Annotated in this window: 15 protein-coding genes; 8 read left to right on the top strand and 7 right to left on the bottom strand. The window is 66.0% G+C overall.

The features are described 5' to 3' along the window. Nucleotides 1-105: 105 nt before the first annotated feature. The 4 genes from hcnC to KHO49_RS27450 form a co-directional block, all read right to left on the bottom strand. Complete coding sequence (gene hcnC, locus KHO49_RS27465; protein WP_102864439.1) at nt 106-1,359, bottom strand: cyanide-forming glycine dehydrogenase subunit HcnC; 1,254 nt, start codon at nt 1,357-1,359, stop codon at nt 106-108. Continuing rightward, the gene (hcnB, locus tag KHO49_RS27460; protein ID WP_102864438.1) at nt 1,352-2,761 is read right to left on the bottom strand and encodes a cyanide-forming glycine dehydrogenase subunit HcnB; all 1,410 of its coding nucleotides are present in this window, start codon (nt 2,759-2,761) and stop codon (nt 1,352-1,354) included. Before hcnB ends, hcnC begins: the two co-directional genes overlap by 8 nt. Next, nucleotides 2,758-3,075 carry a cyanide-forming glycine dehydrogenase subunit HcnA gene (gene hcnA, locus KHO49_RS27455; RefSeq protein ID WP_102864437.1) on the bottom strand — a complete coding sequence of 106 codons (318 nt, stop codon included), beginning with the start codon at nt 3,073-3,075 and terminating at the stop codon, nt 2,758-2,760. Before hcnA ends, hcnB begins: the two co-directional genes overlap by 4 nt. Before the next feature lie 459 nt (nt 3,076-3,534). Beyond that, nucleotides 3,535-3,876 (bottom strand): YdcA family protein, encoded by a 342-nt coding sequence (locus tag KHO49_RS27450; RefSeq protein WP_213666198.1) that lies wholly within the window; start codon nt 3,874-3,876, stop codon nt 3,535-3,537. 169 nt (nt 3,877-4,045) lie between these two features. Between KHO49_RS27450 and KHO49_RS27445 the strand changes: the two genes are divergently transcribed. Together KHO49_RS27445 and KHO49_RS27440 are read left to right on the top strand one after the other, a co-directional pair. Further along, on the top strand, nt 4,046-4,729 hold the full coding sequence (locus KHO49_RS27445; protein ID WP_060838882.1) for a response regulator transcription factor: 684 nt from the start codon (nt 4,046-4,048) through the stop codon (nt 4,727-4,729). Then, entirely contained in the window at nt 4,707-6,101 is a 1,395-nt protein-coding gene (locus KHO49_RS27440) for a sensor histidine kinase (RefSeq protein WP_110597262.1), read from the top strand. The genes KHO49_RS27445 and KHO49_RS27440 overlap by 23 nt, the downstream gene beginning before the upstream one ends. 130 nt (nt 6,102-6,231) lie before the next feature. Here KHO49_RS27440 and KHO49_RS27435 read toward each other — a convergent pair whose 3' ends face one another. Both KHO49_RS27435 and KHO49_RS27430 read right to left on the bottom strand, forming a co-directional pair. After that, complete coding sequence (locus tag KHO49_RS27435; protein WP_110653417.1) at nt 6,232-6,519, bottom strand: DUF1652 domain-containing protein; 288 nt, start codon at nt 6,517-6,519, stop codon at nt 6,232-6,234. A gap of 136 nt (nt 6,520-6,655) precedes the next feature. Then, a complete protein-coding gene (locus tag KHO49_RS27430) occupies nt 6,656-8,155 on the bottom strand; it encodes a helix-turn-helix transcriptional regulator (protein WP_102879764.1) in 1,500 nt (499 codons plus the stop codon). Between the two features lie 181 nt (nt 8,156-8,336). Here KHO49_RS27430 and KHO49_RS27425 point away from each other — a divergent pair, with 181 nt between their 5' ends. Then, nucleotides 8,337-8,879, top strand: coding sequence for a GNAT family N-acetyltransferase (locus tag KHO49_RS27425; protein ID WP_102879765.1), 543 nt, complete (start codon nt 8,337-8,339; stop codon nt 8,877-8,879). A gap of 28 nt (nt 8,880-8,907) precedes the next feature. Here KHO49_RS27425 and KHO49_RS27420 read toward each other — a convergent pair whose 3' ends face one another. Further along, complete coding sequence (locus KHO49_RS27420) at nt 8,908-10,221, bottom strand: sigma-54 interaction domain-containing protein (RefSeq protein WP_213666197.1); 1,314 nt, start codon at nt 10,219-10,221, stop codon at nt 8,908-8,910. 252 nt (nt 10,222-10,473) lie between these two features. Between KHO49_RS27420 and KHO49_RS27415 the strand changes: the two genes are divergently transcribed. The 5 genes from KHO49_RS27415 to KHO49_RS27395 all read left to right on the top strand — a co-directional run bounded on the left by KHO49_RS27415 (nt 10,474) and on the right by KHO49_RS27395 (nt 14,511). Beyond that, the gene (locus tag KHO49_RS27415; RefSeq protein WP_102879768.1) at nt 10,474-11,358 is read left to right on the top strand and encodes an MBL fold metallo-hydrolase; all 885 of its coding nucleotides are present in this window, start codon (nt 10,474-10,476) and stop codon (nt 11,356-11,358) included. 30 nt (nt 11,359-11,388) lie between these two features. Continuing rightward, entirely contained in the window at nt 11,389-12,666 is a 1,278-nt protein-coding gene (locus KHO49_RS27410) for an NAD(P)/FAD-dependent oxidoreductase (protein ID WP_213666196.1), read from the top strand. Continuing rightward, nucleotides 12,663-13,490 (top strand): sulfite exporter TauE/SafE family protein, encoded by an 828-nt coding sequence (locus tag KHO49_RS27405; protein WP_102879770.1) that lies wholly within the window; start codon nt 12,663-12,665, stop codon nt 13,488-13,490. The genes KHO49_RS27410 and KHO49_RS27405 overlap by 4 nt, the downstream gene beginning before the upstream one ends. A 164-nt stretch (nt 13,491-13,654) precedes the next feature. Further along, the gene (locus KHO49_RS27400; RefSeq protein WP_213666195.1) at nt 13,655-14,095 is read left to right on the top strand and encodes a YeeE/YedE family protein; all 441 of its coding nucleotides are present in this window, start codon (nt 13,655-13,657) and stop codon (nt 14,093-14,095) included. Beyond that, nucleotides 14,092-14,511 carry a DUF6691 family protein gene (locus KHO49_RS27395; protein ID WP_110597259.1) on the top strand — a complete coding sequence of 140 codons (420 nt, stop codon included), beginning with the start codon at nt 14,092-14,094 and terminating at the stop codon, nt 14,509-14,511. The genes KHO49_RS27400 and KHO49_RS27395 overlap by 4 nt, the downstream gene beginning before the upstream one ends. Nucleotides 14,512-14,561: the final 50 nt, after the last annotated feature.

Here is a 14,561-nt window from a genome sequence, read left to right as displayed (position 1 = left end):
CCGGCTTGCCGGCGAAGAGGCCCGCGAGCCGTGCAGTGCTCTCGGAAACGCTTTCGCTGGCAAGCCAGCTCCTACGCAAGTCCAACAGATCTCCGTGGGGATCTGTCAGGCCGGTTCGGGCTGTTTCTTCACCGGGGCGGTGGCGAAACGCCGGGCCAGGAACGGAGTGATGTCCAGCGGCAGGGCTTCGTCGTTCACCAGTTTGTCCAGCAGTACGCCGGTGATCGCCGAGGTCAGGATGCCGGTACGGAAGTGTCCGCAGGCGTTGAGGTAACCCTCGACCCCATCCATCGGCCCAAGAATCGGCAACTCGTCCGGCGAGCCCGGACGCAGGCCCGCCCAGCAGCGCTTGAGGTTGACCTGGGCCAACTCGGGAATGCAGCGCACTGCCCCCTGCACCAGGCCGTTGATTTCCGGGTAGGTGGTGCTGACGTCGAAGCCCTTGTCCTCGGTGGTGCTGCCAATCAGGATCTCGCCGTTGTCCTTCTGCGCCATGTAGCAGTCGCTGGTGGTCAGGCAACCATTGAGCAGCTTGGGCATGCGCTCGGTGAGGAGGATCTGGCCCTTCACCGGCTTGACCGGAATCTCCACCCCAGTGGCCTGCAGGCTCAGCTCGGCGGCCCAGGCACCGGCGGCATTGATCAGGGTCGAGCAATGGAACAGCCCGGCCTCGGCGGTTTGTACTCCACTGACCCGGTTGCCCTGGTGCAGGACCCCGGTGACGTTGGTGTTGAAGTACACATCCACGCCGTTCTGCCGTGCGCCTTCGGTGTAGGCATCAGTCAGGCGGAAGGGGTTGACCTGGTGATCGCAGAGGAACTCCAGGGCGCCCTGGGCTTCGTGGCTGACCTTCGGCTCGGCGGCGCGCAGGGCCGCCTGGTCGAGCCAGCGCACTTGATCGGACAGGTGCGGGATGCAACCGACAATGTGTTCGGCGTACAGGCGGTCCTCGTCGTCATAGATGACGAACTTGAGCCCGGTCTGTTCGAACTTGAAGTCCATGCCGTGCAGGCCGATCAGTTCGCGGTGCAGGCGCGGGTACAGCTCGTTGGACTGCAGGGCGAAGTCGAAGAACGACTGCGGCAGGATGTGCGGGGTGCTGGAGTCCACCACCACCGCCGAACCCTGGGCCTCGCGCTTGCGGTTGGCCGACATCATGCGAAAGAAGATCACTCCGCAGCCCAGGCCCACCGACTCGCCGATGGCCCACAGGCCGCCGGCCGAAGCCCGGCTGGCGTTGCCCGGACGCTTGGCGTCGATCAGCGCCACTCTGAGGTCTTTGCGCTTGGACAACTGATAGGCGCAGGACGCCCCGATCACGCCGCCACCGGCAATCACCACGTCGTAATACTTACTCATGTCCGGGGACCTCCTGGTCTGGGGCTGCAAAGGCGGAAAACGGAATCGGGTCCAACGGGAAGCGCGGGCGAATCCAGCCCACATCCTTGCGTCCGGTGGCCTGGCGCAGGCGGTCGCTGCAATAGCCGACGCACATCCGCCCCTGGCAGTCGCCCATGCTCACCCGGGTGCGCATTTTCAGGCTGGCCATGTCCTGCACGCCCTGGCTCAGGGCGCGCTCGATATCGTTGCGAGTGGTGTGTTCACAGCGGCAAATCACCGTGTCGCCCTTGGGCAGGTCTATCTGCCCGGTGCCACGTGCGGTATAGCGGTCCACCGCGCCGCGAAAGCGCAGGATCGAGGCCAGTTTGCGCTCGTAGCCCTGGCGCCGTTGCAAGGCCGCCTCGTTGCTCAGCACATCGCGCTGCATGAGGATCGACAGCGCCGCGATGCGGCCGGTGAGCATCGCCGCTTCACCACCGCGAATCCCACCCATGTCGCCGGCCAGATGGATGTGCGGCTCGCTGCTCTGCTGCCAGGCGTTGGCGTTGGCCCGCAGATAGCCGTCATCGCTGAAGCCGTGATCCAGGCCCATCTGCTGGCTCAGTTGGGTGCGGGGAATGAAGCCATAACCCACCGCCAGGGTCTGGGCGGCGATGCGCTCGGCCTTGGCCATGTCCGGCTGCCAGTCGGCGGAATAAGGGGCAACCGTGACCACACTCAAGGCGTCCTGGCCCTGGGCCTCGACCACGCCCCAGCCATAGCGCAGGGGGATGCTGTGAAGCTTGAGGTAGGCCAGCATGCTCAGGCCGTCGAGAAACAGCTGGGGCTTGTTCAGCAGGGCCAGGCTCTGCTTGGCGATCTTGCTCAAGGCACTGGCCTCGTAGACCCCGGCCACCCGCACGCCCGAGGCGTGCAACTGGCACGCCACCAGTGGCAGCAAGGGCCCGGTGCCGGCGATCACCACGGGACCTTGCGGCTTGACCACGCCGCTCTTGATCTGCAGTTGCAGGCCACCGAGCAACTTGACCCCCGGCAGCGTCCAACCGGGAAACGGTACGCTGCGTTCATGGCAGCCGGCCGCCAGCAACAATTGCCCATAGGCCACCCGCTGCACCTGCTCGTCGGCATCCAGCAGCATCAGGCTGTCAAGGCCCTCGGCGCCGATCACCCGGTGGTTGAGGCGCACCTCGATCATCTGCTCGTGATCGGAAAATTCGCCGTGCAGCTTGGCCAGCGTCTCGCAGTAGCGCGGCCCCAGGTAATCCAGCTGCACGCCATCGCGCAGCGGGCCGCGAAAGACCACGCCACCCAGGCGCGAGGCTTCTTCGATCAGGGTGCTGCGCACGCCGTGCTTGGCCAGTTCGATAGCCGCCGCCATGCCCGCCGGCCCTCCGCCGACAATCACCGGGTTCAGGCTCATACCGTGGGCTCCGTCTCGCTGATGCGGTTGCTCAGGGTCTGCACCTGCATGCCCGGCTTGACCAGAGTCTGGCAGGCGCGGCGCTTGTGGCGGCCGTCGATCTGCACCAGGCAGCAATGGCACACGCCCATGCCGCAGTAGGCACCGACCAACTGTCCGTGATCATTGCGCGCCACCTGGCGCAGGCCGGTGGCCTGGATCACGCTGAGGACTGTTTCACCCAGGGCGGCAGTGACCGGCTGGCCGTTGAGACTGATGGTCATGTCCGCATGCTGCAGCGGCTGAATATCAAAATTGCGGTCTATCTGACGCATTGCGGTTCATCCGTGAGAAGTGAGTGGGGTTACCGGCATCCTGCCGCCTGGAGTCCTGGGGCAAGGACGCGGTCACACCGCGGTTCCGAAGTGGCTGTCAGAACCGAGCGCGGGCAAATCTAGTGTTTTTGTCTGACAGAAATATTGATCTGGGCCAAGCAAAAGGACGGTGTCCCTCAAAGCAGTGCCTTGTCTCTGAAACTTGCGATACACGCCACAAAAAGCCGCGGCCGGCAGAAGCCCGGCAGCGGCGCCTTTAAGACATACCACGGCCCCTGCGCGACCGCCGCCAAAGGTCAGGGCCCTGTCCCCAATTAGTGGTTCAAGGCATCGACGACAGCCGCGCGAACCTTATGAACATTGGCATTGTTACAAACCGTAAAGTCGAACGCGCCCCCGGCCGTTCCTCGACCGTTTTCGCCTTGCCTGAGCTTCGTCTCAAAACGCTTGGTACAGAGCCTAACGACGCTTGTAGCTCTTGTTGCCACTGGGCGTCAGGCAATAGACCCCGCCCCGTGGCCCGGTGCAGAAACTGCCGCTGCCGCAGGTGCAACCCTGGGTATCACGCAGCAGCGGCTCGGCGCGGGGGGTGGAAGAACGCTGGCCGAACATCAGCGCGCAGTTCTTCTTCGAAGCGCTGATGGAGCCGTCATTGCACAGGAACAGCTCGCCGTCACAACGGGCGATGCCGCCTTTCTTTCCGGAACAGGGTTGATTGGCCGCCTGGGCCGCCGCGCTGCACAGCAGCATCAGGCACACCGCGAAAAAGGGCTTCCAGCCGACCCGAGTCAGGGCACTCATGGTGATGCCTCCTGGCAAAAAAGTGGCCGGATGATATCAAGCTTCACCCTCCCCGACTCGAACCGTGCAGACCGGACGACAAGCCAGATGAAAGTTTATTTAGAATCCCGCCCCTGGTTTCTTGGCAAAATGCCCGCCTGTGTCACGAACCGCTAAGCAGGTAACGCCTATGACCCGCATTCTGACCATCGAAGACGACGCCGTGACGGCCCGGGAGATCGTCGCCGAACTGAGCAGCCACGGCCTCGACGTGGACTGGGTGGACAACGGCCGCGAAGGCCTGGTGCGCGCCGTGAGCGGCGACTACGACCTGATCACCCTGGACCGCATGCTGCCGGAACTGGACGGCCTGGCCATCGTCACCACCCTGCGCACCATCGGTGTGTCGACGCCGATCCTGATGATCAGCGCCCTCTCCGACGTCGACGAACGAGTACGCGGCCTGCGTGCCGGCGGCGACGACTACTTGACCAAGCCCTTCGCCTCCGACGAGATGGCGGCCCGGGTCGAGGTGCTGCTGCGACGCAAGAACACGGTCAAGGATTTCGCCACCAGCCTGCGAGTGGCCGACCTGGAGCTGAACCTGATCAGCCGCGAAGCGACCCGCGCCGACCAGTTGCTGAGCCTGCTGCCCACCGAGTACAAGCTGCTGGAATTCCTCATGCGCAACACCGGGCAGATCCTCTCGCGGATGATGATCTTCGAAGAGGTCTGGGGTTATCACTTCGACCCGGGAACCAACCTGATCGACGTGCACATCGGCCGCCTGCGCAAAAAAATCGACCCGCCCGGCATGACCCCGTTGATCCGCACCGTGCGAGGCTCGGGCTATGTCATTGCTGAACCCCTCTAAGGGCTGGCGCTCCTCCAGCAGCCGCCTACTGGCGCTCTACAGCACGCTGTTCGTGGCCTGGAGCTGCATCCTCATGGGGGTGCTGTACTACGAAGTCTCCACCTACCTGGACAGCCTGGCCAAGCACTCGCTGATGCAGCGCCAGCACCTGTTCGCGCGCTTCGAAGGCGAGCAACTGGTGGAAGCCCTGGCCACCAGCATGACCTTCGACATGCGCGCCATCGACGCCTACGGCCTGTTCGACGAACAGCGCCGGCCCTTGAGCGGACCGATCCGGCAGATCCCCGAGGACCTGCCCCTGGACGGCCAGATCCACGAGTTGAAGAACTGCATCGACTCCGACGACACGAACCTGCCCCGCGACAGCTGCGACGCGGTGGCCACCCACACCCGGGACGGCCGCTGGCTGGTGCTGGTGCGCGACAACGGCTCGCTGTTCGCGGTGACCCGGATCATTCTCCACGCGCTGCTGTGGGGGATTTCCCTGACCATCATTCCCGGGGTCGCCGGCTGGCATCTGCTGCGCCGCCGGCCGTTACGGCGCATCCGCCAGATCCAGGCCAGCGCCGAGGCCATCGTCGCCGGCGACCTTACCCGGCGCCTGCCGCTATCGGACCGGCGTGACGAACTGGACATGCTGGCGGCCATCGTCAACGCCATGCTCGAACGCATCGAGCGGCTGATGCATGAGGTCAAGGGCGTGTGCGACAACATCGCCCACGACCTGCGCACCCCGCTGACCCGCCTGCGGGCCCAGCTCTATCGCCTGCAGCAACAGGCCGAGGAAGGTTCGCCCCAGGCCCTGCAGATGGACCAGCTGCTGGCCGAGGCCGACACCTTGATGGCGCGCTTTCGCGGACTGCTGCGCATCTCCGAACTGGAGGACCAGCAACGGCGCTCGGGCTTTCTCGAACTCGATCCCCTGCCCCTGCTCCACGAGCTGTACGACTTCTACCTGCCCCTGGCCGAAGAAGGCCGCCTGACCCTGGTGCTGGATGTGCCGGCCAGCCTGCCCCGGCTCACCGGCGACCGCGCCTTGCTGTTCGAGGCCCTGGCCAACCTGCTGAGCAACTCGATCAAGTTCACCCCGCCAGGCGGCGAAGTGATACTGCGCGGCCTCGACGATGACGGCAGCCCGCGCCTGGAGGTGCTGGACTCAGGTCCCGGCATTCCCCCGGCGGAACGGGCGGCGGTGTTCCGGCGCTTCTACCGGGTCGACGAAAGCAACGCCCAAGGCGGCTTTGGCCTGGGCCTGTCGATTGTCGCGGCGATTGTCAGCCTGCACGGCTTCAAGCTCGAAGTGGGCAGCAGCGAACGCGGCGGCGCGCGCCTGAGCCTGGATTGCCGGCCAAGCCTGATCGCCGACAACTGACCCACCCAGCCCTGTAGCCGCTGCTGAGCCTGCGAAGCTGCGAAAAGGTCCGCAGGACCTTCAGCGACCTCAAAAGCAGCACCTCCTGCGACGGAGTGCCGCCCAGAGCGTTCGCAGCCTTCGGCAGCGGCTACAGGTGGCCCAGGGAGTTGCTGTCCAGCTCGTAGAGCAACTCGTCAATGAGCCGCAATACGTCGGCCTCGCTCTGCAGGGACTTGATGCGCAACCCGCTGACCACCAGATCGACCCGGCCGCTGTCGGGCTCGAACACCCGCAGGGTCAGGGTGCCGTCGCCGGCATGGCTGAAACTGCAGGCCAGGGGCGCCAGGCGCTGTTCGATACAGGCGCGCCATTGGGCCTGGGTGAGCACCGCCGGTGCCTGATCGGTCGCGGTGCCCTTGCTCTGTTCATCACCCATGCGGGCTGTCCTTGTGCTGTGGTTGTGCTCTGCCACAGCCCCATTGACCGGAGCTGTGGCAGCTCCAAGGGTAGAAAACACCCACCACGCAAAGAAGGCGCATTTGCACGGGTTGCCCTGGTGCATATGCACCAGTTCAGCGTCCCCGACTGCCAACCGTGCCGACGAACAGCCCGCGCTCCCGGGCCCAGACGATGGCTTCGCCCCGGCTGTGCACACCGAGCTTGGAATACAGAGTGGCGACATGATTGCGCACGGTGTTGGGCGCCAGCTTCAGCTGGGCGGCAATTTCTTTGTCTGCCAATCCCTGATAGATCAACCCCAGCACTTCCCGCTCGCGGGCCGTCAGGTCGGCAGAGGACACCCCAGGCGTGTCCCGGGCCTTGGGGCTTCTCACGTTGGCCAGCTTTTCGATCAGGGTTCGGCTGAACCAGGAAGCGTCGCGCATCACTTCCTCGATGGCGCCCACCAGCTCCAGTTCGGAGCGCTTGCGCTCAGTGATGTCCATCAGCACCAGCAGGTAACAGGGGCTGTCCTGGATGAGCACGGTGTCGGCGTAGGCCACGCAATCGATCAGCCCGGCGTTCTTCTGGCGCACCTTGAGGTCCAGGCCATCGACGTTGCCGGCCTTCTCCAGTTGACTGAACAGTTGGCTGGCCGCCGCAGCTTCGGCGATGAACCCGATGGCGCCGACGTTCTTGCCCAGCAGCTCTTCGCTGCTGTAGCCGCAGGTATTGAGAAAGGCCTCGTTGACGTCGACGATCTGCTGCTCGGCGCTGCACACCAGGGTCGGCACCGGGGTCAGGCGGAACGACTTGGCAAAGCGTTCCTCGCTCTGGCGCAGGGCAATCTCGATCTTGCGCCGCGGCTCCAGGTCCATGAAGGAAAACAGCATGCAATCCTCGTCGTTGATGTCCAGGGGCTGGCCGGCGACGATCACCAGCTTGCTGCCGCCGTCGGGCAGGCGCAGCTCGGCCTGCATCTGCGGAATGGTCGCGCCCTGCCCCAGGCGCTCGATGGCCAGGTCCTTGTGCTCGGCGTCCTCCAGCACATCCAGCTCGTACACCGAGCGGCCGATCACCTGGTCCCGGGCATAGCCGGTCATTTCCAGGAAGCCCTGGTTGACCTTGATATAGCGCAAGTCACTGAGGCGGCAGATCACCGCTGGCGCCGGGTTGGCGTTGAAGGTCTTTTCAAAGCGCTGTTCAGCGCTGGCCCAGTCGCTGGCATCGCTGAGGATCAGCACCAGGGATTCCGGCGCGCCGCTGCGATCGGTGAGGATCATGCTGCGCACCCGGTGCACCCAGTGCCGCGGTTCGCCGTCGATCTCGGCCTGCACTTCCACCACCACGTCGCTGAAGGTTTCACCGGCGGCCACCCGATTGATGGGATAGGCCTCCAGGGCCAGGGGGTGATTGTTGCGATAGCGCAAGGCATAGCGCCGGGCGTACTCGCGGACATTGGCCCCCAGCTCGCCGACCTCGCCGACGCCATGCATGGCCAGCGCCGCTTCATTGGCCCAGAGCAGGCTGCGGGCCTTGTCGGTCTCGATCAGGATCACCCCGTCGGACAGACCGGCGATGATCTGCTGCAACTGGCGGCGATTGGTTTCGGTAGCAAGTACGGCCTGGCTCATGGCATCTCCAGTCAGAACCGGCGCCACAGCGGACAGGCTGCGCGCCGCAAAAAAGGGGCTGAACACTACGACCACGACCGCTCGCCATCGTGCCCTGCACCTTCACCGCTGCGCACTGGAGCCTCCTCGCGCCAAGGGTTAAGCTGCTGCGCCCGGTCCGACCGCCCTCAAGGAGTGAAGCATGATCACCATCCGTGAAGCCGACAGCCGCGATATCGATGCCCTGCAGGCCATAGGCTGCGCCACCTACCGCGAACACTTCGCGGCGATCTGGACGACTGACGGCATGCAGCAGTTTCTCGACCAGGACTTCTCCCCCGCCAACCTCGAAGCGTCCGTAGCGGCCCGGGACCGGCACCTGTGGCTGCTGGCCCTGGACCCGCAGCACCAGCCCATCGGCTTTGCCAAGCTCAACTGGGCCCGCCCGACGCCGGGCAGCGGCCGGCTCGGGGCCGAACTGCAGAAGATCTACCTGCTCAAGTCCCAGGCCGGCCAGGGTCATGGTCGGCGCCTGCTCGAACACGTGTTGCAACGGGCCAGCGCCGCCGGGGAATCCTGCCTGTGGCTGGACGTGCTCAAGAGCAACAGCGGCGCCCGGCGCTTTTATGAAAGCGCCGGCCTGCGCCAAGTCGACGAGGTGCCGTTCAGCACCGACCTGGAGCAGATCGGCATGTGGGTCATGGCCTGCGACCTGCCCCTCAAGGAGCACTCCGCCCAGGGCTGAGGCTGCCTTCCCCGCGCTCTGCGCGCCACTACAAGCCCAGGGCCTTGAGCCGCCGGTACAGGGTTCGCTCGCTCAGGCCCAGGGTCTTGGCCAACTCGCTGCGCGAGCCGTCGAACACTTCCAGGGCATGGGCCAGCTGTTCCAGGTCCTTGCCGGTGCGACGGCGGGTCACCGGGACCGGTGCCTGTGGGCTGCGCAGTTCCGCCGGCAGGTCCTGCGGGCGGATCACCCCGTCATCACTGAACAACCGCGCCCGTTCGAGGATGTTGCGCAGCTCGCGGATGTTCCCTGGGTAGGTGTACAAGCGCAGCTGCTCAAGAGCCTGGGGATCGACCCGCGGCACCACCCCGGGATCGAGGCGGCGCAGCAGGCTGTCGATCAGCAGCGGCAGGTCGTCGCTGCGTTCGCGCAGGGCCGGCAGGCGGATCGGGAAGGCGCTGATGCGGTAGTACAGGTCCTGGCGAAAGGTGCCAGCGGCGACCATTTCCTTGAGCGGCTTGTGGGTCGCCGCCACCAGGCGGAAGTCCGAGTGCACGGTGCGCAGGCTGCCCACCGGGCGGAAGCTGCCGGACTCGATCAGGCGCAGCAGCTTGACCTGCATGGCCAGGGGCACCTCGCCGATTTCGTCGAGAAACAGGGTGCCGCCATGGGCCGCTTCCGCCAGGCCGATCTTACGTTGCAGGGCGCCGGTAAAGGCGCCCTTTTCATAGCCGAACAATTCGCTTTCCAGCAGGGTTTCGGTGAGCCCGGTGCAGTCCACCACCACCAGCGGCCCGCTGGCCCGGGGGCTGCCATCGTGCAGGGCACGGGCAAAGAGTTCCTTGCCGGTGCCGGACTCACCCTGCAGCAGCACCGGAATCGGCGCCGGGGCCGCCCGCTGCAAGGCGCTCAAGGCTTCGTTGAAGGCTGGCGAGCGGCCCACCAGGCCCTTCTGCTGGGGCTGCACCGACGCCACCGCCACTGAGCTCAGGCGTTCGACATAGGCCACCACGGTGCCGGCCTCGCCAATGATCGGCCGCAGCTCCACATCCACATGCTCGGGGCCGCGAGGTGTGTGATGAATGTGCAGCATGCGCTCCGGCACCCGGCTGTCATGGGCCTTGCGCATCGGGCAATGCTCGCCGGCCTGGTCGCAGGGCACGGCGAACTGGTGAGACACGCGATAGCACTTGGCGCCCACATGGGGCTTGCCGGCCACGCCGAACTGGCGCTGGTAGGCGGTGTTGGCGGCGATGATGTTGTAGTCGGTGTCGAGCACGATGGTCGGTTGCGGGTCGTGTTCGAGGTAGGACACCAGGGCAGACATGGACGGCTGGGCACGGTCGGTGGCGATCAGGGACATGGGGCAACTCCGAGGCAGTGGCGGCAGCTTAAAGCACGCCGCGGCCTTCTGCCATTTTCTGTCACAAACTGCCATATCACTGCCAGATGACGCTGGCAGTCGCCTCGAAAAACGCCTGATGGCAGCCTCTGCGGCCTTCTACTTCAATGAACAGGTGGCCAATCCGGGTGCTCGAGGTTGGCACGTTTATTGACAGTCCAAGGGACGAGCGACAGCGCAGACTGCCCTCACCTTCATTGCCTGGAGTGCCCCATGATCATCAGCGACACGCTGCGTGTAGAAGCCTTTTTCGACCCTCACACCTGGACCATCAGCTACCTGGTGATGGACCAGGCCAGCCGCCGCTGCGCGCTGATCGACAGCGTGCTGGACTATGACCCGAAATCCGGCCGCACCCGCACCGAGTCCGCCGACCGCCTGATCGCCCGGGTGCGCGAGCTGGACGCCCGGGTCGACTGGATTCTGGAAACCCACGTGCACGCCGACCACCTGTCTGCTGCCGCCTACCTCAAGGACCAGCTGGGGGCCCAAGTGGCCATCGGCAATCAGATCACCCGGGTGCAGAAAGTCTTCGGTGCGCTGTTCAACGAAGCCCCGGCCTTTGCCCGGGATGGCAGCCAGTTCGACGTGCTGCTCGAAGACGGCGCCGAATTCGCCATCGGCGGCCTCAGCGCCCGGGCGCTGCACACCCCGGGACACACCCCGGCCTGCATGACCTACCTGGTGCAGGTGGGCGACGAGTGCGTGGCCTTTGTCGGCGACACCCTGTTCATGCCCGACTACGGCACCGCCCGCTGCGACTTCCCCGGAGCTGATGCGCGGACCCTGTACCGTTCCATCGGCAAGATCCTCGCCCTGCCCCCAGAGACCCGGCTGTTCATGTGCCACGACTACCTGCCCAACGGCCGCGAACTGCAGTACATGACCACCGTTGCCGAGCAGCGCGCCAACAACATTCATATCCATCAGGGCGTCGACGAAGACAGCTTCGTGAAGATGCGCGAAGCCCGCGACGCAACCCTGGACATGCCGGTGCTGATCCTGCCTTCGGTGCAGGTCAACATGCGCAGCGGGCACTTCCCCGAGCCCGAAGACAACGGCGTGAGCTACCTGAAGATTCCCCTGAACACCCTATAACGATTACTGACTCCACACGGAGAACTTGCCATGCGTCCCTTCAACCCGGCCCTGCGCGCCGTCGACGGCAGCCATCAGGTGCTGATCGTCGGTGGCGGTGCCGCTGGCATTGCCGTCGCCGCCAGCCTCATGTCCCGCGATCCACACCTGGACGTGGCGATCATCGACCCGGCCAGCAGCCACTACTATCAACCCGGTTGGACCCTGGTGGGTGCCGGGGTGTTCAGCGCCCAGTCCACCGAACGCAGCATGGCCGCGCTGATGCCCAAGGGCGTCAAGTGGCTGCAGCACGCCGTCAGCCTGTTCGAACCAGACAACAATGCCCTGGTGCTGGACGACGGCCGCGTGCTGGGCTACGACCAACTGGTGGTGTGCCCCGGGCTCAAGCTCGACTGGGCGGCCATCGACGGCCTGCCCCAGGCCCTGGGCAACCACGGCGTGACCTCCAACTACCGCTACGACCTGGCGCCCTACACCTGGCAACAGGTGCAGCAGCTGCAACAGGGCGAGGCGCTATTCAGCCAGCCGCCAATGCCGATCAAGTGCGCCGGGGCGCCGCAGAAAGCCATGTACCTGTCCTGCGACCACTGGCGGCGCGACGGCCGCCTGGAGTCGATCAAGCCGCGCTTCCTGAATGCCGGCGGCGTGCTGTTCGGCGTCGCCGACTATGTGCCGGCGCTGATGGAATACGTGAAGAAGTACGGCATCGAACTGGATTTCGGCCACAACCTGGTGGCGGTGAACGGCCCGGCCCAGCGCGCAACCTTCGTGCGCACCCTGGCCGACGGCAGCCAGGAAACCCTTGAGCGTGCCTTCGACCTGCTGCATGTGGTGCCGCCGCAATGCGCCCCGGACTTTATCCGCCAAAGCCCCCTGGCCGACGCCGCTGGCTGGGTCGATGTCGATCCCCATAGCCTGCGCCACAAGCGCTTCATCAATGTCCACGGCCTGGGCGATGCCACCAACACCAGCAATGCCAAGACCGCCGCAGCGGCACGCAAGCAGGCACCAGTGGTGGCCAACAACGTGCTGGTGGCCCTCAAGCGCCTGACCCGGCTGGCCGAGTACGACGGCTACGGCTCCTGCCCGCTGACCGTGGAACGGGGCAAGATCGTCCTCGCCGAATTCACCTACGGCGGCAAGCTGGCGCCGAGCTTCCCGCGCTGGCTGCTGGACGGCCGCCAGCCGACCCGTCGCGCCTGGTGGCTGAAGGAACGAATCCTGCCGCCGCTGTACTGGCGCGGCATGCTCAAGGGCCATGAATGGCTGGCACAACCGACCCTGGCCACGGACACCCCGAAGACATGAATGAACACAGTCTTTTGGGCGCTGGGCTGGGGGCGGTCATTGGCGCGATCCTGGCGCTGACTGGAGCCGGCGGCGGCATCCTCGCGGTGCCACTGCTGGTGTTCGGCCTGGGTTTGAGCATGGTCGAGGCCGCCCCTATCGGCCTGCTGGCGGTGGGCTTGGCCGCCAGCGTCGGCGCGGTGCTGGGTCTGCGCCAGGGCATCGTGCGCTACCGTGCGGCGGGGTTTGTCGCCAGCATTGGCATTCTCATGGCGCCGCTGGGGCTGTGGCTGGCCCACCGCCTGCCCAACCTGCCCCTGGCCCTGCTGTTTTCCCTGGTGCTGCTGTACGCCTGCGGACGCATCCTGCGCAAGGCCAGCCTGGAATTGAAGCAGGGCCAGGTCGCGCCACGCCCGGCGTTCCTGCCCTGCGTGCTCAACCCGGCCCAGGGCCGTTTGCGCTGGACCCTGCCCTGCGCCCGGGCACTGACCTTCACCGGCATGCTCTCGGGCCTGCTGTCGGGGTTGCTCGGCGTCGGCGGCGGCTTCGTGATCATCCCGGCCCTGAGCCGCTACACCAACCTGGACAGCAAGAGCATCGTCGCCACCTCTTTGGCGGTGATTGCCCTGGTGTCCCTGGGCAGCGTGGTGACCGCCAGCCTCAGCGGCGTGATGCACTGGGCCGTGGGTGCGCCCTTTGCCCTGGGCGCGGTGGTGGGCCTGGTACTGGGACGACAAGTGGCCAGCCACCTGGCCGGCCCGCGCCTGCAACAATTGTTTGCCATCACTGGCATGCTGGCGGCGCTGCTGCTGGCGGGCGGGGCCTTGGGTTGGCTGTCCCATTGAGGCCCTTTCGCCGGCAAGCCGGCTCCTGCAACAGCGGGTACAGATCCCCCATGGGCACTGGCTTGCCAGCGCAGGCGTACGCACCGACGCTGCGGTTGCGCGGTGGAAATGCCTGAGCCATGACCGGCCCCTGCACCAGCAAGGGCCATGCAGAGGAAATCGATATGCTCTTTGACGCCGCACATTTCACCCCGGGCTCGGCCCTGGCCGGGGGCGCGTTGATCGGCCTGGCGGCCGGGCTGTTGATCGTCGCCAACGGGCGCATCGCCGGAATCAGCGGCCTGCTCGGCAGCCTGCTGCAACCGGGCAGCGACGGCTGGGGCGAGAAAGCCCTGTTCATCCTCGGGCTGCTGCTGGCGCCGCTGCTCTGGGGCCTGTTTCACGCCCTGCCCGTCGCCGAGTTCCAGGGCGGTCTGCTCGGCCTGATCAGCGCCGGCCTGCTGGTGGGCATCGGTACCCGCTACGGCGCCGGTTGCACCAGCGGCCACGGGGTCTGCGGTATTTCCCGACTGTCGCCACGCTCGATCATCGCCACCCTGTGCTTCATGGGCACCGGCTTCGCCACGGTCTGGGGGCTGCGCCACGGACTGGGGCTGCTGCCATGAGAAAACTCAGCGCTTTTGTCGCCGGCCTGCTGTTCGGCATCGGCCTGTTGCTGGCGGGTATGGCCAACCCGGCCAAAGTCCTGGGCTTTCTCGATCTGGCGGGCACCTGGGACCCGTCACTGGCGCTGGTGATGCTCGGCGCCATCGCGGCGGCCTGGTGGCCCTTCCATTGGGCCATGGGCCGCTCGCGCTCGCTGCTCGGGGCCCCCATGCAGATTCCCGCCAAGCGCAGTGTCGATCGGCGCCTGATCGGTGGCAGCCTGCTGTTCGGCGTCGGCTGGGGCATCGCCGGGATCTGCCCGGGGCCGGCCCTGGTGCTGTTGCCGGGCGGGCACTGGCAAGCCTGGGTATTCGTCCTGGCGATGCTCCTGGGCATGTTGCTGTTCCAGCGCCTGGAGGCCCGCCGACTCGGCTGAAGCGCACACCCACGCATACACCGCCCCTGCGCAGGAGCGGTCTTGCCAGC

This window comes from Pseudomonas sp. RC4D1, from assembly GCF_018390395.1.
Taxonomy (GTDB): domain Bacteria; phylum Pseudomonadota; class Gammaproteobacteria; order Pseudomonadales; family Pseudomonadaceae; genus Aquipseudomonas; species Aquipseudomonas danubii.
This window is presented reverse-complemented; position numbering and strand designations above follow the sequence as displayed.

What these genes read in the sequence shown, in the direction of transcription:
- KHO49_RS27440 (WP_110597262.1), top strand. Translation starts at nt 4,707, where the DNA reads ATGTCATTGCTGAACCCCTCTAAGGGCTGGCGCTCCTCCAGCAGCCGC.
- hcnB (WP_102864438.1), bottom strand. Translation starts at nt 2,761, where the DNA reads ATGAGCCTGAACCCGGTGATTGTCGGCGGAGGGCCGGCGGGCATGGCG.
- KHO49_RS27400 (WP_213666195.1), top strand. Translation starts at nt 13,655, where the DNA reads ATGCTCTTTGACGCCGCACATTTCACCCCGGGCTCGGCCCTGGCCGGG.
- KHO49_RS27450 (WP_213666198.1), bottom strand. Translation starts at nt 3,876, where the DNA reads ATGAGTGCCCTGACTCGGGTCGGCTGGAAGCCCTTTTTCGCGGTGTGC.
- hcnA (WP_102864437.1), bottom strand. Translation starts at nt 3,075, where the DNA reads ATGCGTCAGATAGACCGCAATTTTGATATTCAGCCGCTGCAGCATGCG.
- KHO49_RS27445 (WP_060838882.1), top strand. Translation starts at nt 4,046, where the DNA reads ATGACCCGCATTCTGACCATCGAAGACGACGCCGTGACGGCCCGGGAG.
- KHO49_RS27395 (WP_110597259.1), top strand. Translation starts at nt 14,092, where the DNA reads ATGAGAAAACTCAGCGCTTTTGTCGCCGGCCTGCTGTTCGGCATCGGC.
- KHO49_RS27405 (WP_102879770.1), top strand. Translation starts at nt 12,663, where the DNA reads ATGAATGAACACAGTCTTTTGGGCGCTGGGCTGGGGGCGGTCATTGGC.
- KHO49_RS27410 (WP_213666196.1), top strand. Translation starts at nt 11,389, where the DNA reads ATGCGTCCCTTCAACCCGGCCCTGCGCGCCGTCGACGGCAGCCATCAG.
- KHO49_RS27420 (WP_213666197.1), bottom strand. Translation starts at nt 10,221, where the DNA reads ATGTCCCTGATCGCCACCGACCGTGCCCAGCCGTCCATGTCTGCCCTG.
- KHO49_RS27415 (WP_102879768.1), top strand. Translation starts at nt 10,474, where the DNA reads ATGATCATCAGCGACACGCTGCGTGTAGAAGCCTTTTTCGACCCTCAC.
- KHO49_RS27430 (WP_102879764.1), bottom strand. Translation starts at nt 8,155, where the DNA reads ATGAGCCAGGCCGTACTTGCTACCGAAACCAATCGCCGCCAGTTGCAG.
- KHO49_RS27425 (WP_102879765.1), top strand. Translation starts at nt 8,337, where the DNA reads ATGATCACCATCCGTGAAGCCGACAGCCGCGATATCGATGCCCTGCAG.
- hcnC (WP_102864439.1), bottom strand. Translation starts at nt 1,359, where the DNA reads ATGAGTAAGTATTACGACGTGGTGATTGCCGGTGGCGGCGTGATCGGG.
- KHO49_RS27435 (WP_110653417.1), bottom strand. Translation starts at nt 6,519, where the DNA reads ATGGGTGATGAACAGAGCAAGGGCACCGCGACCGATCAGGCACCGGCG.